Annotated in this window: 27 protein-coding genes; 8 read left to right on the forward strand and 19 right to left on the reverse strand. The window is 44.0% G+C overall.

Annotated features, from left to right (window positions below; genetic code table 11):
* Nucleotides 1–25: 25 nt before the first annotated feature.
* Entirely contained in the window at nt 26–829 is an 804-nt protein-coding gene (locus ACLWBB_RS10695; protein ID WP_413287497.1) for an outer membrane beta-barrel protein, read from the reverse strand.
* Between the two features lie 299 nt (nt 830–1,128).
* Here ACLWBB_RS10695 and ACLWBB_RS10700 point away from each other — a divergent pair, with 299 nt between their 5' ends.
* Nucleotides 1,129–1,677, forward strand: a complete 549-nt coding sequence (locus ACLWBB_RS10700) for a carboxymuconolactone decarboxylase family protein (protein ID WP_413287498.1) — start codon at nt 1,129–1,131, stop codon at nt 1,675–1,677.
* A 53-nt stretch (nt 1,678–1,730) separates the two neighbouring features.
* Here ACLWBB_RS10700 and ACLWBB_RS10705 read toward each other — a convergent pair whose 3' ends face one another.
* The 6 genes from ACLWBB_RS10705 to ACLWBB_RS10730 all read right to left on the reverse strand — a co-directional run bounded on the left by ACLWBB_RS10705 (nt 1,731) and on the right by ACLWBB_RS10730 (nt 7,143).
* Nucleotides 1,731–2,321 carry a DUF3341 domain-containing protein gene (locus ACLWBB_RS10705; RefSeq protein ID WP_413287499.1) on the reverse strand — a complete coding sequence of 197 codons (591 nt, stop codon included), beginning with the start codon at nt 2,319–2,321 and terminating at the stop codon, nt 1,731–1,733.
* 17 nt (nt 2,322–2,338) lie between these two features.
* Nucleotides 2,339–2,743 carry a BON domain-containing protein gene (locus ACLWBB_RS10710; protein ID WP_413287500.1) on the reverse strand — a complete coding sequence of 135 codons (405 nt, stop codon included), beginning with the start codon at nt 2,741–2,743 and terminating at the stop codon, nt 2,339–2,341.
* A 139-nt stretch (nt 2,744–2,882) separates the two neighbouring features.
* On the reverse strand, nt 2,883–4,598 hold the full coding sequence (locus tag ACLWBB_RS10715) for a hypothetical protein (RefSeq protein ID WP_413287501.1): 1,716 nt from the start codon (nt 4,596–4,598) through the stop codon (nt 2,883–2,885).
* Nucleotides 4,599–4,610: 12 nt separating this feature from the next.
* The gene (locus tag ACLWBB_RS10720) at nt 4,611–5,222 is read right to left on the reverse strand and encodes an acyltransferase (RefSeq protein WP_413287502.1); all 612 of its coding nucleotides are present in this window, start codon (nt 5,220–5,222) and stop codon (nt 4,611–4,613) included.
* Between the two features lie 84 nt (nt 5,223–5,306).
* Nucleotides 5,307–6,020, reverse strand: a complete 714-nt coding sequence (locus ACLWBB_RS10725) for a glycosyltransferase family 2 protein (RefSeq protein ID WP_413287503.1) — start codon at nt 6,018–6,020, stop codon at nt 5,307–5,309.
* A gap of 121 nt (nt 6,021–6,141) precedes the next feature.
* Complete coding sequence (locus ACLWBB_RS10730) at nt 6,142–7,143, reverse strand: HD-GYP domain-containing protein (protein ID WP_413287504.1); 1,002 nt, start codon at nt 7,141–7,143, stop codon at nt 6,142–6,144.
* 144 nt (nt 7,144–7,287) lie between these two features.
* Between ACLWBB_RS10730 and ACLWBB_RS10735 the strand changes: the two genes are divergently transcribed.
* From ACLWBB_RS10735 to ACLWBB_RS10750, 4 genes are read left to right on the forward strand one after another with little or no spacing between them, the layout of a single operon-like run.
* The gene (locus ACLWBB_RS10735) at nt 7,288–8,325 is read left to right on the forward strand and encodes an FUSC family protein (RefSeq protein WP_413287505.1); all 1,038 of its coding nucleotides are present in this window, start codon (nt 7,288–7,290) and stop codon (nt 8,323–8,325) included.
* Between the two features lie 48 nt (nt 8,326–8,373).
* Nucleotides 8,374–9,018, forward strand: coding sequence for a hypothetical protein (locus tag ACLWBB_RS10740; RefSeq protein WP_413287506.1), 645 nt, complete (start codon nt 8,374–8,376; stop codon nt 9,016–9,018).
* Nucleotides 9,019–9,030: 12 nt separating this feature from the next.
* Complete coding sequence (locus ACLWBB_RS10745; RefSeq protein ID WP_413287507.1) at nt 9,031–9,300, forward strand: heavy-metal-associated domain-containing protein; 270 nt, start codon at nt 9,031–9,033, stop codon at nt 9,298–9,300.
* A 3-nt stretch (nt 9,301–9,303) separates the two neighbouring features.
* On the forward strand, nt 9,304–9,681 hold the full coding sequence (locus ACLWBB_RS10750) for a hypothetical protein (RefSeq protein ID WP_413287508.1): 378 nt from the start codon (nt 9,304–9,306) through the stop codon (nt 9,679–9,681).
* 73 nt (nt 9,682–9,754) lie between these two features.
* Here ACLWBB_RS10750 and ACLWBB_RS10755 read toward each other — a convergent pair whose 3' ends face one another.
* Genes ACLWBB_RS10755 through ACLWBB_RS10800 form a run of 10 tightly spaced genes read right to left on the reverse strand, consistent with a single transcriptional unit; the run spans nt 9,755 to nt 20,454 of the window.
* Nucleotides 9,755–10,777, reverse strand: a complete 1,023-nt coding sequence (locus tag ACLWBB_RS10755; RefSeq protein WP_413287509.1) for a hypothetical protein — start codon at nt 10,775–10,777, stop codon at nt 9,755–9,757.
* 3 nt (nt 10,778–10,780) lie between these two features.
* Nucleotides 10,781–12,385 carry a tetratricopeptide repeat protein gene (locus tag ACLWBB_RS10760; RefSeq protein WP_413287510.1) on the reverse strand — a complete coding sequence of 535 codons (1,605 nt, stop codon included), beginning with the start codon at nt 12,383–12,385 and terminating at the stop codon, nt 10,781–10,783.
* Nucleotides 12,382–13,164, reverse strand: a complete 783-nt coding sequence (locus tag ACLWBB_RS10765; RefSeq protein WP_413287511.1) for an outer membrane beta-barrel domain-containing protein — start codon at nt 13,162–13,164, stop codon at nt 12,382–12,384. Before ACLWBB_RS10765 ends, ACLWBB_RS10760 begins: the two co-directional genes overlap by 4 nt.
* Entirely contained in the window at nt 13,164–14,357 is a 1,194-nt protein-coding gene (locus tag ACLWBB_RS10770) for a hypothetical protein (protein WP_413287512.1), read from the reverse strand. Before ACLWBB_RS10770 ends, ACLWBB_RS10765 begins: the two co-directional genes overlap by 1 nt.
* A 1-nt stretch (nt 14,358) precedes the next feature.
* On the reverse strand, nt 14,359–15,492 hold the full coding sequence (locus ACLWBB_RS10775) for an AgmX/PglI C-terminal domain-containing protein (protein WP_413287513.1): 1,134 nt from the start codon (nt 15,490–15,492) through the stop codon (nt 14,359–14,361).
* The gene (locus ACLWBB_RS10780) at nt 15,493–15,765 is read right to left on the reverse strand and encodes a hypothetical protein (RefSeq protein ID WP_413287514.1); all 273 of its coding nucleotides are present in this window, start codon (nt 15,763–15,765) and stop codon (nt 15,493–15,495) included. It abuts the gene before it with no gap.
* A complete protein-coding gene (locus ACLWBB_RS10785) occupies nt 15,762–18,719 on the reverse strand; it encodes a tetratricopeptide repeat protein (protein ID WP_413287515.1) in 2,958 nt (985 codons plus the stop codon). Before ACLWBB_RS10785 ends, ACLWBB_RS10780 begins: the two co-directional genes overlap by 4 nt.
* Nucleotides 18,720–18,748: 29 nt before the next feature.
* A complete protein-coding gene (locus ACLWBB_RS10790; RefSeq protein WP_413287516.1) occupies nt 18,749–19,249 on the reverse strand; it encodes an ExbD/TolR family protein in 501 nt (166 codons plus the stop codon).
* A gap of 9 nt (nt 19,250–19,258) precedes the next feature.
* Entirely contained in the window at nt 19,259–19,714 is a 456-nt protein-coding gene (locus ACLWBB_RS10795) for an ExbD/TolR family protein (protein ID WP_413287517.1), read from the reverse strand.
* 26 nt (nt 19,715–19,740) lie between these two features.
* Entirely contained in the window at nt 19,741–20,454 is a 714-nt protein-coding gene (locus ACLWBB_RS10800; protein ID WP_413287518.1) for a MotA/TolQ/ExbB proton channel family protein, read from the reverse strand.
* 178 nt (nt 20,455–20,632) lie between these two features.
* On the opposite strand from ACLWBB_RS10800, the gene ACLWBB_RS10805 reads away from it, so the two are divergent.
* Genes ACLWBB_RS10805 through ACLWBB_RS10815 form a run of 3 tightly spaced genes read left to right on the forward strand, consistent with a single transcriptional unit; the run spans nt 20,633 to nt 23,062 of the window.
* Nucleotides 20,633–21,448 carry a sulfite exporter TauE/SafE family protein gene (locus ACLWBB_RS10805; RefSeq protein WP_413287519.1) on the forward strand — a complete coding sequence of 272 codons (816 nt, stop codon included), beginning with the start codon at nt 20,633–20,635 and terminating at the stop codon, nt 21,446–21,448.
* Entirely contained in the window at nt 21,445–21,816 is a 372-nt protein-coding gene (locus ACLWBB_RS10810; protein WP_413287520.1) for a DUF1634 domain-containing protein, read from the forward strand. The genes ACLWBB_RS10805 and ACLWBB_RS10810 overlap by 4 nt, the downstream gene beginning before the upstream one ends.
* Nucleotides 21,817–21,838: 22 nt before the next feature.
* Complete coding sequence (locus ACLWBB_RS10815) at nt 21,839–23,062, forward strand: metallophosphoesterase family protein (RefSeq protein WP_413287521.1); 1,224 nt, start codon at nt 21,839–21,841, stop codon at nt 23,060–23,062.
* Nucleotides 23,063–23,099: 37 nt separating this feature from the next.
* Here the strand turns inward: ACLWBB_RS10815 and ACLWBB_RS10820 are convergent, their stop codons facing one another.
* The gene (locus ACLWBB_RS10820; protein WP_413287522.1) at nt 23,100–24,011 is read right to left on the reverse strand and encodes a YheT family hydrolase; all 912 of its coding nucleotides are present in this window, start codon (nt 24,009–24,011) and stop codon (nt 23,100–23,102) included.
* 121 nt (nt 24,012–24,132) lie between these two features.
* Nucleotides 24,133–24,582, reverse strand: a complete 450-nt coding sequence (locus ACLWBB_RS10825) for a hypothetical protein (protein ID WP_413287523.1) — start codon at nt 24,580–24,582, stop codon at nt 24,133–24,135.
* Between the last annotated feature and the right edge of the window lie 304 nt (nt 24,583–24,886).

Genomic DNA, 24,886 nt, shown 5'->3' on the forward strand with positions numbered 1-24,886 from the left:
AATATTTTCTTGAGAACGCTCGATATTACAAGCTGATCAAAACACCGGCTTTGATGCCGTAAGTTTCTAAGCTCAAGTTCATAGATGTTGAACCGAAGTAACCATTTGGTTGAGTGTTACTTACTGGGTTCAAGCTCGTTTGATAGTCACCTTCTAACAAAACCGCGATCGACTTTGTTACGCGAATTTGACCACCGATACCTGCTGCCCAACGGAAGTCTGCGGCAGAGAATGCGCTCTTCGTGTCATCGCTTTGAAGCAAGCTCGAGTTGTAATTCGCAGCTCCGTAGTATGATGGATAGTAAGCTCCAGGATACATTGCTGCATTGTAGTTTTGCATATTAGACATTGCACCTGTTGAGCTCTGAAGTAATGAACCAACACCACCGCCTTTTACATACAGGCGGATATCGCTGTTGTTCATTACATTCCAGCGAACCATCAACGGAAGTTCGATGTACTTATTTTGGTAAGTTAAATCCCAAGTACTCATACCGTTGCTATAGCTTTCTTTCGTAGAGCGCTCAGCATACATAACACCAGTTTCAAACTGAAAAGAACCACGTCCGATAAGGATTCCGACACCGCCCTCATAACCTGTTGCGGTCGAGAAGCTATATCCTGGGGACGTTGTACCCTTTAGCTTTGCGAAGGTAATACCACCCACCGGAGCTAAGTGAACTAATGGTTCACGTTTAACGGCCTTAGGGGTCGTCTTCATCGCTAGTGCGGCTTCCGTATCGATCTCGTTTTTAAGATCGCTTGCGTGAGCCATAGAAACTCCAAGAGACATCAAAAATAAGAAACGAAGTAATCCTGCCTTTTTCATAAAATTCTCCTATCAACAGGAGGTAGAGCAAGATCTGTGGCACACGAGCCACACATAAATTCGTTTTAAAACGCCTTGCTCCCGATATCTCCCGGTATCGCCGGAGAATTGGTCTACACCTGTCAAAAGAAGTGACAACCAGAACCTTATTACAGACCCCAGCCGTTCCCACAGAGCCCATCTCTAATATATAGCTATTGACGATATGAATGCGTCCCGATTGAGCTTATGAGTCACGACAAGTTCTGGACAACCCTAAGGCCCCTTGGAACCATTGCCTAATAACAAAGGAGTTTTCAATGGCACATATCCCAGTCCCACCTGGCGCCCCTGGTATTATCGGTCCGATGATGGCTTACCCTGAAACCGCAAAACCTCTGAATGAGTTGGCGGAGCTTTTACTTTCTCGTGAAACACCGAATTTTTCTAAAGCTGAAAGAGAAACAGTTGCTAACTATGTTTCGTTTTTAAATCAATGCGTTTTCTGTTCAGAATCCCACGCAGGGGTTGCTGACTATCACTGGCAAAAATCTGGAATAAGCAAGCAAGTTTGGGAGAGCCCCGAACAAGCGCCGATCAGCGACCGTTTGCGCGCTCTTTTGAAAATTGCAGCAACAGTGCAGAAATCAGCACGCTCAGTTTCTCAGGAGGACATCGCAGCCGCTAAAAAATTAGGTTCCACCGACAGAGATATTCACGACACGGTTCTTATCGCCGCTGCTTTCTGTATGTACAATCGTTATGTCGATGGATTAGGAACTTTTGCTCCGCCTCGTGGTGATGCTGCATATGCCGAGATGGGTAAGATACTTGCCACCAAAGGCTATGTAAAAGCGATCGAGAACTAGAAAATAACGAAGGGCCGCTAAATGCCGGCCCCTCGCCTACCAAATTCCTGTTACTAGACAGGCGGATGGTAGTCTTTATCTTTTTCAGAGCGACGAGGTTCTTCTTTTTCCTCGCCGGCAGTGGCAACATCTTTTGCGCCACCAGCTTTTAAGATGTCAGTGGCTCTGTCGCGCAAGTCGTTGTTATCAACATGAACTGACAAAAGCATACCGCCATCTTTCACCATAGTCTCAAAGCGTTTTGCTTCATACTCAGGAATACCAAGACCCACAAGCGCACCGGCAATACCACCTACGGCACCGCCAATACCTGCGCCGGCAATCGCGCCAACGATAGGACCTGCTGCTACGAAAGGACCTATCCCTGGAATTGCCAAGGCTCCTATTCCCGCAAGCCAGCCTAAGACACCCCCGATAGCAAGACCGCTAGTACCACCAGCAGTCGCACCCTCAGGAGCTTTGGTGTTTTTCTCATGAGCAAAGTTTTTTGTACTTTCCGGAGTTGGCATCAAGACAGAAATGTCACTGTTTACAAACCCGGAATTTTTAAGATTGGTCACTGTATTTTCGAGGGACGTTCGATTGTCGAAAATCCCAAATACAGATTTATGACCTCTTTTTGTCGTATCTTTTTCAAAGACCATAACTTCCCCCTGAACCCTTAATAAGATTTAGTTTTTACTTCTGTTTGATTGTCTACTTGCTTCACTCCGGATACTTTCTTAGCCAGACCGTCGACTTTTGCTTTCTCATCTGCAGTGGCGACAGGACCTCGAAGAGTCACTACCCCATTCAATGTAATGATTTTTACATTTTGTGCATCTGTAGAAAGCGTTTTGTCGTTCACAAGCTCTTGACGAACTTTACGAGTAAGCTCCACATCAGCCGTTGTGCCTTTGACTTGATCCTCAGGCGTCAACGTTGTCCCTTGAGCATCACGTTGGTTCATCTTTGTATTGCTTGTGTCTGTCGTGGTTGGATTCGCAGCCAGAGTGGAACCTGCGAAAAGCAAGACAATAGACATCACAACTAATTTTCTTGTTGGTGTCACTTCCCTGTTTAGCATAGGCGCCTCCTCTCATTTTCTTATTTGTGCCAATATTAGCAGCGAAATGTCCTAGAAATGTCGTGATCGCAAAAAAAGGAACTAGCCTGTCAAAGCACAGGATTAGGACTGAAAGCTCTGATATTTAATAACAGAATGCTTACTGAACCGCTAAAACGGCAAATAAATTATTTTCCTCGAGAGCTTTCACCCACGGTTGCTTTGCAAGGTATTGCACCCAGCCCGTAAGATTTTTGCATCCAGGATTATTCAAAAGTATGTTTTTATTAATAATAATGACTCGATATTGTTGCGCCAACAAATAGTTGCGGAGAGCGTTTCCATCATTCATAAGCGGCGTTAACGCAAAAGCCGTCGGTTCACCATCGCAACCAAGTTTTCCTAAGAAGGGTTCACCAGCAAAGTTTTCTCGAACTTTTTCGTTATAGTTCGTATATGCAAGGTAGCCCGAGGTGATTCTTTTCCCATGAAAAATCTGAAGAAAGTTTTCTGAAGGATCTTGAGCCCACGCCGTCGGGATATTTACCACGATCGTCTCACTCGGCATGTTTCTTACTTCAGTTAATGCATTTGCAGGCAAAATTTGAGTGTAATTGAGTGTCGGGAAAAACCACATTTGATTCATCCACGGCCCCGCTAAAACCGCCCAAACTACCAACGCGTAAGAAAGGTACTTTTTGATGCGCTCCTTAGCAATCCCTTCAATAAATAGAAAGGCCACAAGAATAAAGCAAAGATTTGTCGTCATTGCCAGACGCCCGGTCGTGCGCGTGATCCGCATCGGGAAATGACGGAAAATTTCGGTATTAAAATCAAGGTACGAGCTCACTTCGTTATTAATGCGGAGCTCAGGCCCAAGGGCCAAAATAAAATAGACAAGCCCCACTCCGAGCAAAATAACTCTGAATGAGTCTTTCCAAAATTTCTTCGTGCAAAGAGAAACAAGGACCAAAAGTAAAATCACAAGGTCAAACGTATTCTGTCTTTCTAATGGAAGATGGGTCAATGACGGCCACCACTCAAAAAGACGATTCCCGTCTACAGGAATAAATGCGCTTAATAGGTCTAAATTGAAAAAGCGGCGTTGCTCATCCACTATGACCGGGCCATTTTTCAGCGTATAGGCAATCATCGGCCACCACAGCGCAAAGAATATTCCTACGGCAAGGCCAGCACCAATTCCAAGATTCAATAGCGCTCTTGGGTTTTTAAGCTCTGAACGCATTTGCCAGAATTTATAGGCAACCAAAGCCAGTGTAATTAGAAATAGACTTGGAATATTATGAAAGGTTCCCGTGTAGGCAAGCCCCAAGAGCAATGCCGATCCCAACACATTTTTAAGCCTTTTAGGATCAAGATTCATCACTGCATAGAAAACGAATTGCAGCCCCCAAATCATCGATAGCAAAGTCACGTGTTGATGAGAACGAGAAATATAAAAACCGCACCACCAGACAAAAAGAATATAAGCCAATTGCCGCACAGGATTTTTAATAAAGCAGGTCGCCACCAACCAGCTACCTAAGATAATCAGCCAAATTTGCATCAAAGCAAAAATATGAAACTGAAAGATTGCTCCGCCGGCCAAGAACGGACAGGTTAAAATGAAAGGAAATGGGCTATCAAAAGTTCCCGAAAGGTCCGTGCCAAATGGAGCTAGAAATCTATCTGATTGAAAATTGCCAGTAAGCACGTTCGTGCAATAACACTCGCCCATCGTGGCATGTGAAAGAGGATCGCCGTAGCCCGCCGCTAGATTTGTTTTTACGTCCCAGAGTGGAATCGTATGAAGAAATCCAAAGACCAAAAGTACAAACAGAATCAAAATACTTTTATTGGGGTTTTTAAAGTTCATTGTTTTTACAAATTAGCCATTAGCTACAGACTTCATATTGGTCTGCAAGATAACCTCTTGAGCGCGCTTCAAAATATGCGGTTCAAGATTTTTTTCACAGCAAGGCTGAATGGCATTATCCACCCATGAAATCAAAGGCATGGTTTTATCACCACACGCACAAATACGATGACTAAGATCTGCAGGGACTCCGGTCACCAAACAAAACGGAGGAATATCCTTTGTCACTATCGCGCCAGCCCCAACCATTGCAAATGCGCCGATACGAACGCCACAGCGAATGATAGCTCCGGCTCCAATCGAGCAACAATCCTCAAGCACTGTCGGAACAACTTCCCAGCTCTTACGACCAATACGTGGATGTTGATCATTGGTGAAAACCACCGCAGGCCCAACAAACACCCAACGAGAAATCTCGACGCCGTTGTAAATGTTCACACTATTTTGAATTCTGGAACCTTCGCCAATTGATACATTGGCATCGACATACACATCTTTTGCAACAGAAACTCGAGGTCCGATTGTCGACCCATTTCGCACATGAGAAAAATGCCAAATCTTTACGTCTTCCCCGATTTTTGCGCCTGGTTCAACGATCGCTGTAGGATGCACGAACGAGCTCATGAGACCTCCGTTACTTAAATTCTCTCATAAACTTGTTCTAAATGTGAGGTCTAGGTCTCTGCATTCACGACCTAGGCCTTAGAGTTATAGGCGCTGACGAAAATGCAATAGCTGACGAAGGCTTTTATAGCCATCTTTCAGAATGGAAATCTTGGAATTTCGGGTCTCTGGCCGCAGGACAACAGGCATCTCGGCGACCTTCCCCGCACGCTCGGAAAAGTACACGATTTCTACTGTAATAAAATAGTCATCCGCGCGTAGGCGCTCGACGACAGAAACTTGGTCACCACGTAAAAACAAAGTCCCCTGCGTGTCTTTAGTTTTAATTCTAAGAATCACCTGACGGGCGATTTCAAAAACCAACGACCCCAGTCGACGTTTCCAATTTCTTTGCACCTGAGACTGCGGGTGACTTTTGCTTCCGACAAACAGCACGTGCTCTTGCCAAGCTGAAGATCCAAGCTGAACAAACGAATCCAAATCACTATACCCAAAAGGCAGATCCGAAGCGGTAAGCACCACCCAGTGATTAGAATCGAGCTTTCTTTTTTGTAATTCGCGAAGACCACGGCGATAGGCTACGCCCATGCCTTTTTCATCATTCTGAAAGCTAGATACCCACTCAGGGAATTCTTTGGAAAGCTTCTGGGCCACATCCCAAGTTTTATCATTGCTGCCATTCACAAGCAGAAAGACTTCAGAACCTGGAAACTTTTGAGTCAAGGGCTCAAGCTCACGCACTGTTCTCTCAAGGATCTGTTCTTCGTTATAAGCTGCAATGAGATAGTAAAACTTCATGAGGTTTCCAGCATATGAGATAGGGGTTAACTCATTCTTTCGCTATCTCTGAAAAAAGACAAGATAACTGGACCCTATGAATACAGCGAGTGTTCGATCTCTGGACCTGTAGGATTGGTTTTTAACCGGTGCCTTTGAGCTTCTTCTGAACATGAGTCAGATGAATGATCTTCTTCAAAGCTAAAAACGCGGGTTTGTTGTATGGCTGACCCATAATGTTTTCAATATAAGCGACAGCCTCTTCAGGAGTCCGTCTTGCGCCTTCTTTATTGTTTTCATAGATCAGGTCTACAAAACAATCAGCGACAGCTACGATACGCGCCAAAGGATTGATTTTGATATCACGGATACGACGAGGAAACCCCATACCCAAAGCGTTTTCGTGATGCTCTAGTACGATCCCTAAGACGTCTGAGGGAATTTCTTTGATATCACGAAGGATCTCAACCCCACGAAGTGGATGAGACTCATAATAGTGAACTTCAGCCTCTGTCCATTGCAGACGAGGTTTATTAAGAATTTCTAAAGGAATTTCTTTAAGACCGATATCGTGCAGATATGCACCCATCACCACTTTTTCAAGAGTGCTCTTCATGGTGATATCCATTTGTTCGCAAATCATCAACGACACCACTGAAGTTGCCAAAGAGTGACTCACAAGATCGCCTGGAAGCTTACTAAAGATATCTAAAAACTTATCAAAGTCTTTAATCTGCACAACAGTCTCTTGTACGAAGCCCACGATCTGTTTGCAGCGATCAAACGAGCCCACGTAAACGTCTTTTTTAGTGAGTTCTGAAATCGTAGATTCAGCAACACCCTTTAAAAGATTCATTTTCAGAACCGGGTTTACGCTATCGTTTTTTAAAGTCTTCTCGATAAGATTTACGTTAAAAGTTACAACACCGTTGTACTCTTCTTCACGAACAAAAAGATCGACTTGCTTTTCTTGCATCAAATGCAGATTCGAAAGATTTCCAGTATCTGCTTTTCGCCCGACGAGGATGAACTGACCAGATGGCAATCGAGTATAAACTTCAGCGGGCAACGGCAATCCGTCAGTAAAAAGCTCTTTACTGACTTTGATCATCTTTTTTTCGTCAATCCCGGAAGGTTTACTCATAAATGACTTATCGGCGAATCTCGTCAATCGCTTCAAGGAAAATTCAGAACACTAGACTAAATCCACCGAAATCTCAGAATGAGATTTAACAGAACCCCAGCGCAAAAACGGGATCTTTGTGGAATTCTGATGTATGACTAGACCATGGACCTACGAAGCCACGTTCAGAACACGCTTAAACTCAACCCCGCAGCTTCACCTTGGCCAAAGATGCTTCTCTGTGGAGTTGCCACCACAGCCCCACTTTTTGTGGGCCACTATCGGGATCAGCTAAGTGTTGCCATCTTTGGAGCTCTCGCCGCCTACCTGCTGGTTCTAAACGATCACCTAGGACCTCTATGGAGAAGGCTTCTGAATTTCACTCTCACCTTTATTGCTCTCTGCATAGGAATGACTGCAGGAATTCTTCTTGAGGGCCACCCGCAAATATTCACTCTGGCATTGTTAGTAATGACCTACTTTATCGGACTGATGGATGCCAAGAACTCAGAGTTTGAACGAGCCGTGCTATTTGCCACCTTTCAAATGCTTGCGGGCTTTGCAACATCTGCGATCGGAAAGCATATTGATTCTGCCTTCAGCTACGCACTTCTTGGCTATGTGATTACGATGCTAGCTGTGATCTTAATAGTCACCATTGCCGGACAAAAACCGCAAAGCTATCAACGTTACCGCGACACCATTCGCAGCGCCCTGACCCGCGATCGCAGTCGCCATTTTTATTCATTCACTTATTGTCTTGCAGTCCTTGCCACCCTCAGTGTTGTCACCTACTTCAAAGTTGATCATGGCTATTGGGCCGTTGGTACCGTGCTGATCACCATGCGCCCCGATTCTTTACTCAGCATATATCGAAGCATCCAGCGTCTTTTTGGAACTCTTCTGGGTGTCATCATTGCGGGTCTGGCGATTTACTATATCCGACAACCTCTGCCTTTAATCGTGCTTACTTTCTTAGTATGTGTCGGAGCTCCATGGGCCTTGGCATCGGCGTACTGGCTGGGATCTGGATTTTTGGCCGTGGTTATTCTGATATTATTAGACTTGCCATTTGCTCAAGTCGGCGACCTACATACACCATTCCTACGCCTTCAAGCTACGGCTATTGGCTGTGGCTTTACCATCCTTGCGGTACTTGCAACCCATCTTCATAAAAAGTGGGCTAAACTTATTTTTCACTAATCTGTCACAAAAGGCTCCTTGGACTCCTAATGCTAAGTAGGAGTCTTTATGCTGTCTCGATTTTGGATACTACTGGCAATTCCTCTGACCCTTGCTGCTCTCGCGGCCGAGGCTCATCCAGTCTCTTATAAAAACGCCTTTGGCGTGATGTCGTACAATAGCCAGGACTCGAATGAGTTGTTGGTAAACTACTCTTTGAATTCTCGCTTTGCGGTTGCTGCTACGTACTTGCGTGAAGAGAAATCTGAATTCTACATTCCAAGATTAAATCTTTTAGTTCAACGCTGGAACAACGAGGACTCGCAAGGGAATTTTTACCTAAGTGCTGGCGCCGGAGCCGAGAAGTTTGATTCGAAAAATTATGATACGGGACTTCTTGAGGTTATACTCGATTGGGAAAGTCGCAAGTACTACACCTATTTTGAACATCAGTACTTTGCCCGCAAAAATGAAAACAATCCGACGCTTGCTGAAAAAGACCTGCAAAAAAGTAAACTGCGTTTAGGTTTCGCTCCTTTTCTTGCGGACTATAGTGACCTGAATGTTTGGTATATCGCCGAGTTCAATCAATCCAACACCAATCCGCAAATCGCTGCGACTCAGTTTCTCCGTTTTTACATGAAGAACGTTCTCTGGGAAGTAGGCGCTGGTTTTGATGGAAGTATCGCGTTCAACTTTATGATTCACCTATAAGTAGGAGATTTTATGAAATATTTTATCTTTGCTTCATTGATTACTTTAAGTTCAATGGCATTTGCTGACGAGCTCAAAGTCGGAGTTAAAGGCATGGTTTGTGCTTTTTGCGCTCAAGGCATCGAGAAAAGTTTTATGTCACAAAAAGAAGTGGCCGGCATTGATGTGAGCCTTGCCAATAAATTCGTCAAAATTAAGTTTAAGGACGGACAGACCCTGAGCCATGAGAAGATTACTCAACTCTTAAAGGACTCTGGCTACGACGCAAGTTTCGAGAAATAAGCCATGACTTCAATTAAGAACTCTTTAGTAAACTACCTGACTCTGTTTGGCTCGATGAGCACATTGCTTTGCTGTGCCCTTCCCGCGCTTCTTGTAAGCCTTGGCATGGGGGCCGTGATGGCTGGCCTTGCCAGCAATGTGCCCGGCCTTATTTGGGTTTCTGAAAATAAGGCGACGGTCTTTATCTTTGCAGGAGTGATGTTAAGCCTGAATGGTTTCCTAATTTGGAGGAACCGCAACGCCCCCTGCCCGATCGATCCAAAACTTCGCGACGCCTGCATCAGTGGTCGTAAGTTCAGTTCAAGAATCTATTTTGTAAGCCTTGCTGTTTTTCTAACAGGCTTCTTTTTTGCTTATATAGCTCCAAGTCTTACAGCTTAGATTTTTGCGCAAAAAAAATCTGACGGTTTTAAGGCCGTCAGATTTGTCTTTATCATTTAAAATCTTTTAAAGATTACTTCTTAAATTCAGCAGCGCTATAGAATACTTTTACACGGCTTCCAGAAGGTTGAGAACTCCAGTCGATTTTACTTCCAAGCATGATGGCGTTCTTATCGATATCGAAAGTCCAGCCTTTTTCATAATCCTTAGGAAGATCAATCGCTCCGTAAGTTACACGGATACTTTTCACATCAGGTGGACGATCTAGGAAGATGATATTACCGACGTTGTCGACGATATCTTTCGCCAAATTCGCCAAACGCGTTCCGTAGTCTGGATCACAAAGATTCATGATGTTTGCCTTGTGGTTTGTAACCATAGACAAAAAGCTCTCGATACGAACAGGAGTAGTGCGATATTCGTCGCGATCACAACCGGTTGTATCATTGCTCGGAACCAAAACTCCGTAACCAAGAACCTTCGAAGCGTTTCCGCCCTTCAAGTTTAGTAGGAATCTATAAAGTCCATTTGCATCGATGTTTTCACTTTGGTCTTCAGCATCTGTTAGGAAGATCACCGCGATAGAAGCATCTTGACGATAGAAACCGTTATTCCAGCCTGTCAAATTAGGAGGAGACAATGCTGCAAATACCGGATCAAAGCTTTTCTCGTCAGCCGCGCCATCAGTTCCTAAGACAAAGTTTGCCGCAAGAATTTGATCCGCACTCGGAGTCATCTTATTTACAACACGAACATTCCCAGCAAGCTGACCGCAACAAGCTTTGCGACCACCCCAAGAGTAACCGTCCATATCCGTCGTCAAAACACCAATGTTGTAATCTAAGACAGAAGACTTCGTGAATGTAGAAGTAAACTTCGCCACATTCGTCGCCAAATTTCTTTGGTGAGTCGCCATACTGCCTGAGTTATCAACTACAAACAAGATATCAACTTTTGGATCAAAAACCTGAGTGTTGTCTTGAACAACTTTTTCTTCTTGGTTTTTTGGTTTTAGGTACGCATCCGGAGTTGCAGGAGAGCATGCCGCCATCCCGAATCCCAAAAGCGTTAACACTAATGCATGTTTAAAGTTCATGGCCTACCTCTTAACCGTACAAGCTTTTTTAACATCCACACGGTAGTTGCTAAGTTCATCAAACCAAACTTCATCATCTGCTGGGAAACTTACAGTTTCAGCGACGCCTTTATAACCAGTAACACCTTTTTTAGAGTCGTTACCTTTGGCGTTTTTAGCGATTTTATCAGCGATAGAAACCTGTTGAATCAACTCAGCTTCCACAATGTGAAGCTTGCGAAGAATTTCTTTAGTCTCTTCCACTTCTGTTTTCGCAAGTTCTTTTACACGGCCATATGCCGCGGTTTTAGCCATTTGCGAACGTTGAAGTGTATTTTGCTTCAACTTCTCGAAGCTGCCTTGAAGACCTGTCAAAGCCAAAGATTTTGCGTAAAGCTTCTCAGCAACCGCAGCTTCATCTTCAAGATGTTTTTGCGCCTGAGCGAATTGGAAAAGTCTTTCGTCATGAGCAAAGCGACGTGGAAGATTTTTAGCTGTTTTGCCCAAATCTTGAACTTCGATCTTTTTAGATTTCAAAAGAGCAATACCGTTGTTCACATCATCGGTCGCAGGCTCTTTAGACATAGCTTCAAGAGCTTTCGTTCTTTCTTTAAAGCGTTTTGGGAACGCCTGAAGCGTCTCTGTCACGCCGCTATAGTCACAAACTTTTAACTGAGACAAAGAATTCACGAAGAAAGCCTCTGGGCTTACTTGGTTGTTCAATGCTGAAGTTACCAAAGAACGGCTTACTGCCATAGCATTGTTTGGCTCACCCTTACGGATGTAAGCCCAACCAATTTCTTCTTGGGATTCAGTCCAGTAGTCAGAGTCCTTTGCTACTTTTTCGTAGTACTTAATAGAAGCATCAAAGTACCCGTTTTGGAAAAGCAAACGAGCCGCCGTGATTTGCATCAAGTCTTTGCTAACCGGTGGATAGCTCGTTTTCATCAAACTTGCCAAAAGCTTCGCTGCGCGATCTGCTTGGTCGTTCAATGAATACGCAATCACCAATTGCCAATCGATCAAAGCTTTTTCCTTGCTGTTAGCAGGAGCTTGAGCTGACAACTTTTGAAGCTGTTCTAAGTTTTTATTAGAAGACAAGGCTTCGGCTGTTTTCACGCGAAGCTCAGTAGCCTCACCGAAAACTGTTTCCCAAGCTTGTTCCCACTGAATTTGTGCCAAAGTCCAAGCAAAGTGATCTGCTGGAGCCGCTTTTTGCCACTCTTCACGCAAAGTCGTGTTGATCTCTTTCGGGTTGTTCGCCATGAAAAGAGTTTGCACGCCAGTGACAGGAAGACCCGCCATGAATTGAGCGTAACCCATAAGCGCTCTTCCATTAGAAGACTTCTGGAAAGACGTTCCTTCAAATGCGTTTGAGAATTGCAAAGTCGCTTTTTCCCACTCTGCATTTTCAATATTTCTAAGGAAAATATTTTGTTCAGAGTTTGGAGTACCGATGACTTTCTTCATCGCTTGCGCTAGCGGCGTTGTTTTAACAGAAGCTGCTGGCGACTTTACGATTTTTGAAGCTTTCGAACCTTCATCCAAGATGCTTTCAAGATCTTGAGCCACAGCAAACTGGGCCAAAGACAATGAAAGACCAAGAATCGCTAAGTTTTTTAGTTTCATAGTAGCCATCCCATTTGAACTGACGCCACCGCCAAGTCCATCTTCTTTTCTGTTTCGAAATACTTGGCTGTGTATGTTTGATAGCGCATCTCTAGACGAGTCGAGAAATGTTTGCTGATCCAAAAACCAAGACCACCACCCGCTGTCATTGTTGGAACTGCGCCAGATTTAAGCTCAGTTTGGCCATAACCACCAACAAGGTAGAAATCGAAGTGAGCAACGCTCTTATCAAGCAAATTCATTTTTCCGTAAACAGGAGCCCAGTTCACCAAAGCCATCATCTCTGACTTTTGGTAATCCATTTCTGGAAAAGCTGCATCTGGGTTTGCTGGATTTTTTTGGTACTCGGCGTAAGCTTGGTCAACCATAGCTTCACCCTCTGGAGTCAGAGAGTTAAAAGAATAATTGTACTTTGCACCAATCGCCCAACGAGGGTTGATGTGGTACATAGCATTCAAGCCTATGCTCTTCGTACGAGAGTAAGTATCACCACCAAAAGTTCCAGAGAACTCAGGGGCAAATTCCACTCTGTTTGTCAAAGGCACGCTTCTGTTTTGAACAATGCTAACGTTCTTCTCTGGCTCAAGAGCTTTCGCTTTGTCCAAGAAGATCTGATTTCCACCCAAAGCATCAAACTGAGTCTCTGTGCTGTCCGCTTTCGCTTCTTGCTTCGTCTCTTGCTTTGCTTCTGGCTGAGTCTCAGGTTGAGTTGCCTTTGGCGCCGCATTCGCAGCTACCGCAAACAAAACTGTCGTAGTCGCTAAAAGAAGTTTTTTCATTATTTACCTCCCGCACGAGAAATGCTCACTGGTGGAGCAGAGTTTACTCTCATTCTCAAGTCGAATGTCTGAGGTTTAGTTTGTGTATCAGATCCATCCTGATTTCTTGCCACAACGTTTGCACGCACTGTGAAATCACCCGGAGCCATCATGAAGTCTGGAGCCCAAATCATTTTACAAAGTTGTTTAGAAACGCCCACACCGCTGCAAGAGAAAGTCGCGCCCGCAGGAGCTCCTGTAAATGTCGGAGTTGCAACAAGCAATTCTTCTTTAGGATCATAGATCAAGAATTGATGTTCATCTTTAGCACCGATGTAGAAATCCAAAACGTCAAACCAAGTGCTTTGCAAGTTCGCAAATGAAGTCAAAACATTTACATAGACGTTTTGTTTCATGCTTTCTTTTTGGAAGCGAGAAACCGCCTGCAATGCAAAACCGAAGCTGCCTTTAGACTTTGTCAACTCAGCGTTCGTTAGATCAACCTTGATGCTCACAGCGTATGTGCCACCGCCCATACCTACTGCAGACATACTCGTGAATGTTACAAACTGAGAGATATTGCCATACCCCAACAGTGGGAACGCTTGAACCTTTGGCCAAGTTGAAGCGTCAGCACCAGCGTCTCTATCAACAACTTGGAAAGTGATGTTTGCATATTCACCTTCACGAACAGTGATGCTCGTTTGAGAAATTGCAGAAATCTCTGGATCTCTCAAAAGTTTGCCGATTTCTAATCTTAAGTCCCAACTTCTGCGTTCCACAGGTTCGTTAGGTTTTTCACCAAGAACCAAAACTTTAAGGATTTTCGCTTCAGTCGTATTTCCATTTGCGCCTGTCACAGTGCCAGCCGGTGGAGTCCATACGAACTTGCCGCTGGTAGCGTCATAACGAGCACCTTGAAAGTCGTTCAAGTTTTCAATAAGAATTCTCGTCGCGAATCCACCTTTTAGGATACGAGACTTCATTGTGAATTCGCCTTCAACACCTTCGCGGAAAGTGATGTTTTGCGGAACATCTAGACGAATATTTTCGCTAGAAGTTGCGTCTGGCTTCTCGTCAACAGTTGGCTCTTGTTGGGCGTCTTTGAAAAGAGCATTCTTTTTCGCCAAAGGATCTTGATCCCAGCTAGAAGAACATCCAGCAAGAGTCCCAACCAATAGTAATGCACCTAAGAAATATTTAGTGTTTTTCATATTAACCCTGACCTGCCCTTCTTAGAACAAACGGATAGCTAACTTTTACATCCACGCCACCTTGAGGAAGCGGGAATTGCCAAGTTTTAAGTCTCATGACGATGCAATCTTCAATAGCTTTTGAGTTGATGGTTGTGTTGTCGACAGAGGCTACTTTAACAGCGCCATTGCCACCGATGGTGAACGCAATTGCCACACGACCATTCAAGTTTGGATCCCCTTGCAGTCCCTGCTCGTAGCAGAAACGCACTTGACCCAAGTTTCTGTTAATAACTGCTGCAATCGCATCACGATCAAGACCTGAAGCGACTGTTGCTTCCTGAGCCAAAGCCATAGAGCTTGTGCCTGCAGAACCAACAAGGCTCAGTTTTCCGTAACCAGCTTGACCGCCGCCTTTACCTTTAGTGCCGTAACCACCAGCGCCTTGGATATTACCACCAACTCCGACTGGAGCTGCGACAACACCTTTACCGTAGAGTGAAGTTTGCACACCACCGCTACCTTGAGTACCGCCCAAACCTGGACCTGCACTTGTATTTACAGCGCCCAAATCAACGCCACCCTTTTGTTTGCCTTTAGACAAACTTCCTAGAACTGCCAAAGCCCCCATACGCTTTAACGTATTTGTGGTCTTTGTAACCGTTTTAGTCGGAGTCGTTTCTTGATTTTGGTTTACTACTTTTTGCATTTCCACTTTAGGTTTTGGCGGAATGCTCTTAATGATTTTAACAACTTCTTGCTTCAGGTTTTGTTCCATCTTCGCCGTCATTGTTGGCAATGTACGAACATAAGACATGAACAAGACTGTAAACAGCATCAAAGCTGCCAAGATCATGTACCAACGACGTTGAGTCTCAGCATCTTCTTTGTGGTCTTTCAAAGTCATGCCGACTTCTTCAACCAATTTTAAATGTCCAAGCCTACCAACCAAGAATGGCTTGTTCGCCAAATCTTGCTTAGTTACTTGACCTAGTTTTTCAAAAGGAATTTTCTTTTTTGATAAATGCTCTGTGCTTGGAACGATCTCAAGACGTTTTGTATCGCCTCGGCGGATCACCTCACCAGACTCCCCTGTCCAGTTGAAGGCTCTCAGAACCGTTCCGTTATTATCTTCCAATACCAGTCGTTTTTCCATTTAGTAACTTCCTGTTGAGCTTTTCAAACGATCTTTAAAATCCGAGCGAACACCGATCAAAGAGTCCAACACTTTGTCTTCTTCCACCGTCGTTACGGCTTCGTCTGAAAAGTGGTACTTACCTTGAACCAATAGGTCCTCGAAGTTATGGCTTGTGGTTTCAGAGCTACCAGAAGCTGGCAAAGCCGAAGCTGGAGCTTTCTTAGCGTCCTTCGAAGGAGCTGCAATCGCCACCGAACCAAGAACTGAAAGAATTAGAACGAATGACTTCATAGAACCCCCTTCTCAGAAGATTTCGCCAAATTTTCAATACGTGTTTGCAAATACTGAGTCATCGCTGTGTTCTCAGATTTCTTTTCAAGATCTAACAAAGCTTGAAGAGCTTGCTTATCGAATGGATTCTTATTCACAAGGCTTCTCGCCTTTTGAATCTCTTGCAAGCTAGGTCTTTGAGAAGCGACTGTCGTGTCTTTCTTAGTTACAACAAGGTCTGCCAAAGTATTTTGGTGCTCTTGAGGTGCGATCTCACGAAGCGCATTCACTTCAGTAACAATCACGCTACGAAGATCTGCTTGTTCCCAAGAAGCCTTCAAAGCTGGTTGCCATTTAGAATTCTTCCAGAACTCCTCGACTTTTGCTTTCGCTTCTACAGACTTCGCTTGGAACGGAGTCGCTTGAGCAGACAAAAGTTGCATGTACTGTTGTTGTTCTTCATCTGAAAGACCTTGTGGCACTGGAGCAGACAAAAGTTCCGAGTAGAAACGTTCGCTCTCTTTAGCAAGCAAATCCACGCTTACCAACTGAGAAGTCCAGTCACCCGCATCGATCGCTTGTTTTGCAAAGCCTTCAAGTTTCTCTAGAAGAGCCACACGTGCCTTCATTGTCGCAGCTAACTTACGATCATTTTTAGTATCCAATTTATGATCAGTGAGCTGTTTCTTAAAGCCAGCGAAGTCTTTTAAGAAAGCAACACGAGTCAGAAGCTTGCCTGAATCTGTTGTTTTCATAGAAGCGTCTTTAGTCACTTTTTTAAGAATTGCATCGCTAGAGCTCTTCGCAAAAACCTCAGTATAAAGCTGAGCCATCAATTGCGGAGACTTGCCCAAGATCGGACGGTAAAGCTCGATCTCTTTTTCTGGAGCTTTTGATTTTCTCACAAGCTCAGCAGCAACTAGCTTTTTATTTTCTTCATCTTTAGACGCTTGCAAGTACTGACCATAGTAGCTTGCGCTCTTTTGGCCAGAAAGCTCTGCGAACATCGCAAGCTTCAACATTTTCTCGTCTGGCTTCAGACCTTTTTGCAACTTCTCAGTCGCAGTCAAAGCTGTCGTAAAGTCCAAAGTCATCTCAGCCATGTAAGCTTTACGAGACCACGCGAACTCACGATCTTCCTCGCTCAAGCCTGGTTGTTGCAACAAGCTGTCTGCAGCACCTTGGGCCTCAGAGAACTTGTTCAATTTCTCAGCCAAGATCAATTTGTTCTTATAGAACTTCATCTTATCTTCAGGAGTTGCCTGAGATGGATTGAATTGGTTCAGCTCGTTGTAGGCTGCCAAAGTGTCTTTTCCAGCTGCTGTTGCAGACTTGGTCAAAACCGCTTTTTGAACCATTTGAGTGAACTCTTTTGTGTCGCCGGCACCAGATAGAGCTTGCGCATATTCTGCTGCCCATGTGCTGATGTTTGTTTCATCCTTCATCAAGACCAAAGCATCCAAAGAAAGATCTGCGGCTTGTTTACGGATTTTAGCGTCACCTTTTTTATCCAAAGCCAAAGTTCTCAAAGCTTCTGAAGCTGGACCATATTGTCCTTTTTCATACATGCCATGAGCTTTTTGGTATTGAACTTCGAAAGACTTTGTCTTCTTAGGGCTTTGCTCAAGGTACATATCGTAAGCTTGAGTTTCGTATTTTTCATTTTTAGAGTCTTCAGCAAGATCTAGCAACGCCACCAAAGTTGTTTCCAACTTGTCAGCCGTTTTTGGATCTTTGTCTTTCAACTGCATTTCGCGAGTCTTATTATAGTAAGTCCAAGCAACATCCCAGTTTTTAAGTTCCTTAGCTACGTTTGCAGCGTAAAGATTCATGTCCATATCTTCTGGGAAATTATTGATATAAACTTGGTAAGCTGCCAGCAGCTCAGCTGTTGGTGCTTTTTTCTCGAGCTGATGCCAAGAAACAACGAATTGACGTGAACGTCTACGAAGCTCGTCACATTGATTGCTTTGGCAAGACTTAAGCTCTTTCCACAATTGCATTGCAGATTCGAAGCTTTCAGCGCCTGCTTTTTTATTATTAGTATCAAAATGAAGTTGCGCCATGGAGATCTGAGCAGCCAAACGATCTTCTGGTTTGCTCATATAACCAAATACGAAAGTCCAAACTTTCAAAGCATCGGCCTTCTTACCGATTCTTTCAGCATCCAACGCCAAGCTCTTTACGTTTTGAACACGGACGTTTTCAGGACTGAGTTTGAAAAGACTTTCAATATCATTGCTGCTGATAGTGCTATTTTTCGCAATGAATGTTGCATAATCACGGCTGACTTCCTCTTGGAACTGAGGATCGATCTGAGCTTGGTTGGAACCATTTCTAGTCAACAAAGCTGGAGTTCTAAGAATAGTCTCCATTTGCTTAATAGAGCTTGCGATGTCTCCCAAATTGAAAGCACACCAAGCACTACGATAAGCAGCTAAACCGCGAGAATTCGCAGACGCATTTTTCAAAACATCTTGATAGAAGCCTTGTGCTTTTGCGAATTCACGGCGTTTGAAATAGATTTCTGCCAACGACAATTGGGCCTCTGCTTTTAACTCAGACGACCCACCTTCGTTCAGGATTTTTTGATAGAAGCTAACCGCTTTTCCTTCGTCGCCGGTAAGCTGATACAAGTGACCCACTTGAACCATAACCTTACCTTGAACCGCTTCAGGCGCACGCTCTAGAACTTCTGTATATAGACGAAGAGCTTTCTTACGATCAGCTTCCCCGGCTTTACAAGTTGTGCAACCTTGGTTGAGTTCATTCATGGAATCGTTACGCGCACGTTCCGCATACAAGTCTGCCAGACGAAGCGTCACGGCAACCTTAGACGAATCTTTCGGAGCTAAATGCTGATACACATTTTCAAGCTTTGTGATCAGCAAGCTGCGATTGTTGTCCTCGGACTGTGCAAAGACCGTTAAAGAAACCAAGAGACTGCTTAGAACTACGAAAAACTTCTTCAACATAAGTAATCCTTACTTAAGTTTTGCGATCCTTACTTCATCAAGACCGCAAAACGGATATCGCTAAAACCTGCGTGTGAAGCAGCAAGAACAATTTGATTTAACTGTTCGTACTTCAGACGACGATCACCTTGAATCATCAAAATGCCAGGATATTCTTCGCCTGGATGACTTTCTGTGAACTGCTTACGTAGTCCCAGCAAAGCTCCGACAAGATTATCTTGAGTGACTTCTTGATTCTCGAGGTAGATCTTACCTTCTTCCAATTTAACAACTGGATTTCTTTCCAATGTCGTTGCCAAAGATGCTTTCGGCAATTCTTGACCTTTTCCAACCAAGAGGATGTCTCCGGCGCTAGAAAAGCTCATCAAAAGGAAGATCACCAAGATCGAAAAGGCATCGATCAAAGCAGTTAAAAGAAGGTCCGCGACGATGGTTCTCTTCCATTTTCCATATTTTGGATTCAAAAGAGATTGCGCCCCTAAGGCTGAATGTAAAGCCGTTTCCTGTAATACACTATGACTGGCTAACATAACTCCTCCTTACAGTGGAGCCACACCCAGATCTGTCAGTCCTAACTTCTTAAACTCATCCATCAACGTAATGATTTCTTCATAGGATGATTGAGCTTGAGGTTGAATTAGAGCTGTTTTCAGATCGGGATCTTTAGTAGTTAATTGAGTCAAAACCTTCACCATTTCAGCCATATTCGTTTGCCCCTCAAGACCAGCAAGTTTCAAATTTGCTAGTGCTGATGGAATCAAAGAAGATTGCTGAACGTTGAGTGTCAGTTGTCCGCCCTGGCCCATGTAAACCCACAGAAGAGGTTTCTTCGGAGTTTCCGCCTGGGACTGGCCGCCAACTGCTTGTTTGACGTTCATCGAACCGATGTGCAACCACACTGCCGTCAGTAGCAAGAAACAGATACAGACGGACAGCAAGTCGATACAAGGGATCAAATTGATTTCAAAGTCCAAATGCTTATTGTGCTTACGCATATAATAACCTTTCGTTATTTAGCGAATTAGCTATTCAATTCAGCAGGAGCTTTTTCAGAGTGTGCAGAAGCACCTTTGAATGATTTAAAACCAATTGGCTCATAAGTGTAAGACAACCAGTTGAAAACTTTCAAAGCGCTATGATTCATATCTTCAGCCAAACGATTTGCACGGTTTTGCAAGATCGCGAAAGCTACTAGAGCTGGAATCGCTGCGATCAATCCGTAAGCAGTCGCATTCATCGCCTCAGAGATACCTGCTGCCAACAATGCTGCTTTTTCAGATGGATTTGCGTAAGAAACCGCTGCGAAAGACTTAATCATACCAGTGATGGTACCAAGAAGACCTGTAAGAGTCGCAACGTTACCAAGCATAGACAAGAACGCAGTTCTTTGATCAAGGCTTGCATTCTCAGCAATAAGAACTTCGTCCATTTTGCCTTGGATCTCTTCTTTGCCGCCCAAGAATTTAGCAGCTTTAGTGCCCGCTACAACTGCGCGTGCTACTGGAGAAGTTGCTTCAATCGCTTGTGCTTTTTGAATAACAGCATCAAGTTCACCGCGACGAACATTGTCTTCGAAGCCTGCAATTACTGCATGTGAATTCAATTTACGCTTCATGAATAGAGCGTATGTTCTTTCGATAACAATCGCGATAGACACGAGTTGAATTGCCAAAATTGGCCACATCCAGAAACCGCCGTGTTCAAATGCTAGTGCAATCTTTGATAGTAGATCCATTGTTGTTCCCCTCATTTAGTATATGGTCTAGATCGTTAACTAGACCAAAGCAGAGCAAATCGTGAAGATTGTGTCATTATTTTTTTTTGATGAAGAGACGATAATTATAAAATCGTCACGTCATGTCAGACTTTCTTAAATATTTACGCGTGCACTTTGCAGGTCTAAAACAAGAGGGATGTACGAATTTATTCTGTTATTTTGCTCCGTAGCTGCCGGATTTTTAGGCTCTTTATTGGGTCTCGGTGGTGGCATAATAATCGTTCCGACACTCACTCTCTTGTTCCACGTCAATATCAGATATGCGATCGCGGCGAGTCTAATTTCGATTGTCGCAACCTCCTCAGGCGCAGCAGCAAGCTATCTCAAAGACAATCTTACGAACCTGCGCGTTGCAGTTCTTTTGGAAATAGGCACGGTTACTGGAGCCATTACGGGCTTTTTATTAGCGCGTAAGATTCAGAGCCAAGCACTCTTCTTGCTTTTTGGCGTCTTTCTTTTCTTCTCCTCACTTATGATGCTGCGCAAGCGCGGTGAGAATCTTTCGGCAAAAAATCATCCATGGTCCGAAAAGCTGAAACTCGCAAGTTCCTACCCTAACGAGAAGGGTGAGCACCTTTTTTACAAAGTTGAAAATGTTCCCTTCGGCTTAGCGGCAATGTATGTGGCAGGTGTACTGTCTGCCCTACTGGGCATCGGTAGCGGTATTTTTAAAGTTCTTGCGATGGACAATGCGATGAAACTACCCATGAAGGTATCATCTGCAACATCAAACTTTATGATTGGAGTCACCGCTGCTGCAAGCGCTGGCGCCTTCTTGTTACGTGGAGATGTTCGTCCTGAAATCGCAGCACCCGTTTCTGTAGGTATTATTATCGGTTCGTGGCTGGGTGCACGTTTCATGATGAAAATACCATCCTCTGTTATTCGTAAGATCTTCGTAGCGATCCTGACTATTGTCTCTATCCAAATGATTCTGCGAGGTCTGTCATGAAAAGCGATGGGCTTTTAAAATTAGAACTTAAGATTTCACACCTTTTGCGCTGGGGTGTTCTGTTTGCAGGCGCATTCATGTTGATGGGCTGGATCAGCTTTTTGGATTTCACCCAAAATCCGCTTGCTGCCTTTCATGACTATCGCGAAGAAACTTTATCACAAAGCCTCACTCATGCATTTGAAACTCATGACTGGGGTCTTTTGCTTGCTTATTTGGGCCTGATGATTCTGATCAGTCTGCCGCTTTTACGCGTGCTAATGACTGGGGTTTTATTCGTAAAGCAAAAAGAAAAGACCTTGGCGGTCGTTGCCTTTTTTGTTTTCGCCATTCTAATTTTAAGTTTTTCACTCGGTATTGAAATTTAACGACATCTTTAGGAGAGCTTCAATGAGAAAAATTATGTTACTCTTCCCTTTGCTTACCTTGGCTTGTGCGCAAGGCCCAAAGAAGCAATACAATTGGATTTCTTTATCTGAAAAGGGCTTCACTAAAAACTCACTCACCATAAATAAAGAAACCAAAGAATTTCAAAGCGACAAAGGTTTTGAAAACCTCGATCTTAAAAAACAAATCCAAGCTGATAAAAATGCGGACACTATTAAGAAAATCGTTCTTATTGGCGATACCGGTTGTCGTCTAAAAGAAAGCAAGTACGGAGACTCTTATCAGAATTGCAAAGACCCTAAAGATTGGGCTTATGCTTCTGTCATGCAAAAGATCTCTATGGAAAATCCGGATCTGATCATTCACGTCGGGGACTATCACTATCGCGAACATTGCAGCGAAGGCAAACCGTGCCGCAAATACACAGACATGATCGGTTATGGCTGGAGATCCTGGGAAGCTGACTTCTTTGAACCTTCTCAAGAAGGTTTTAAAGTGGCTCCTTGGATCTTCGTGCGCGGAAACCATGAGGACTGCAAACGCGCGTTTGAAGGTTACAAACTTTTGAGCGAACAAACTTGGACTGAACCTTGCGTGAAAGCAGAGAAAACCGAGTACATCACTCTGGGCAACCTTTTGATCGTGCAATTGGATACAGCCTCCCTCAACGACAAACCAGAAAGCCCCGAAACCATGGTTTTTTGGGAACAACAATTCAAAGATATCGAAGAAAAACTAAAAACAAACCCTGCAAAACAAGTATGGCTTGTGACTCATAAACCTGTGACGGGCCTTGTGGATGACGGCAGTGGCAAATTGCAAACTACCAACAATAATTTGCAAAAAGCTTTTGCGAAGACTGGTCTTGGTAAAAAAGTAGAGTTCATGATCGGCGGCCACGTTCATACAACTCAGTTTGCGCGTGCTGAGGGTTTTCCAAAACAACTTGTAGTGGGCAACGCTGGCTCGGCCCTTGATGATGCAAAAGCAATGCAAAATCGCGATGCGATCTTGAAAACAAAAATTGACGACCTTAAATTCACAGACTTCTTTACTGATACAAAATCAGAGCACAGTTTCGGTTATGCCGTAATGACAAAAATGGATGATCTCAGCTGGCAGCTTGAATTCAAAGACCTCGAAGGTAAAACAACCTTTACGTCTTTAGATTCAAAACTACCAGGAATGAAAGTCGAACCAAAAAAGAAATCGACGAAGAAAAAGTAGTCTTAACTGAAAAAGGCCCGAAAACGGGCCTTTTTTTTTATATTCTCTGAATGAGCGAATTTAAGCTCTCGACCAAATAGGCATCTAACCAACGACGATTGCCCAGGCGGTTTTTCCCCACCGAAATATAACCCATGTGCCCACCATAAGGGTGAATCTTCAGCTCGACACTCGTCGACCACTTGGCCTCGCGATAATCTTGTACTGGAATAAATGGATCATCCTCGGCCGTTAAGACACACACCGGAGTTTGAATATTATGGACATGGTTTTTCGCTGAACAAACCTCGTAGTAGTGATGACGATCCCGAAAGCCACTCTTAGGAGCTGTGTAAATGTCATCTACTTGCGTAAGCTTCGCCCACGGAGAAATATCAAGATTCTTTTGTTCACGCAGTCTTCTGACAAATCGGAGGTCATAACAACGGTTAAAACCTTGAGTTAGAGCCACCGCACACGTGCTTAAGTTGATGGGCGCATTCACAGTGATAGCACCATCTGGCAAGTGCTCGCCTTTTTGCCGAGAGAGCAAATAAAGAACCATATTGCCACTCATTGAAAAACCCACAGTAATTTGCTTTTTATCAGGCAATTGTTTTCTAAGATAATGAACAACTTGGGATACGTCTTCAGCACGGCCTGAATGATACGGATGTTGAGCCATCCCTACACCCTCGCCAACACCGCGATGATTTACAAGAAACACACTGTGTCCCATAGATCGATATTGGATCGCCGTTCTTTGCATGTAATCTGAGTCAATATCCCCGGAAAGACCATGATAAAGACTGATGACATAGTCTGAGGCGCCACGAAAAAGAAATCCCACCAAACGATCCCCGTCTGGCAAATCAACAACGTGCTTTTCCCCGCCCTCTTCCATTTTTGGAGATGGAATAAAGTGACCAAGCAGAGTCTGTACATGTCCCGAGAATATTTTAACTGACATACATTAACGATAGAAAGAGGCTGCCCAAGGGTCAAGACAGGATGCTTCGCTTTTGGTAAAGATCATTCCGATTTTGTGGAATCAACAAAAAGATGTGACTCTTTGAATACGAAGAAAGCTCTTATTGTGATCCAGGTTTGTTATTTCCCGAGTCACTGGCAGTTGTCGCTGGAGCAGTTTTTGTTTTGCCGGACTCCATCGATACAATTCGACGGGTCTTAGTGTTCGCTTTAAAACTAACCGACGTTCCTTTTTTCTGACTCTCTGACAGAGCTTTAAAAATCGCATTGTGACTTGGGCTGCTGGGGATAAAATAACTGTCTTTGATATCTTTAAAGAAAACTTCGGTTTCATCAATTTTGCGGATAATCCGAACGGTGCCCGATAGAATCTCTTCGTTTTCTTTAAGGACGACTTTGGGTTCTTCTTCTTTTGTAGATGCAGCCTCTGAGTCCGACGAAGTTTCTGTGCTGCTTTCGTCCGAGCTATGAACTTCTTTGAAGCCCGCGTTTTTATCTTTGGCAAAAGCACTGAGACTTAAGATTAAAACAAGAACACCAAGAAACTTCATGACTCCCCCATCAGCAAAACAGTGCTCACAGGATAAACCATTCCATGGGGTTTGCTAGAATCTATAAAGTGAAACAGGACCTAATGACGGCAGCCTAAGATAAAGCTGCTTAATGAATCAGTTAGTTAGAAGAAACGCTTGAAAGGTTCGCAGCAGTAACGTTAGTGCCGCCGAAGCTGAAAGATGCAAAGACCATCAAAACTAAGAGAATAAAGAATGTTTTTACCATGGGGTCCTCAGTGGAAAATGAAGGACCGGTTTTAGACCAGAGCCCCCACCTCGGCAAGCGATGGGGCTCAGCATG

The organism is Bdellovibrio sp. HCB337, from assembly GCF_047302465.1.
Lineage (GTDB): Bacteria > Bdellovibrionota > Bdellovibrionia > Bdellovibrionales > Bdellovibrionaceae > JACMRP01.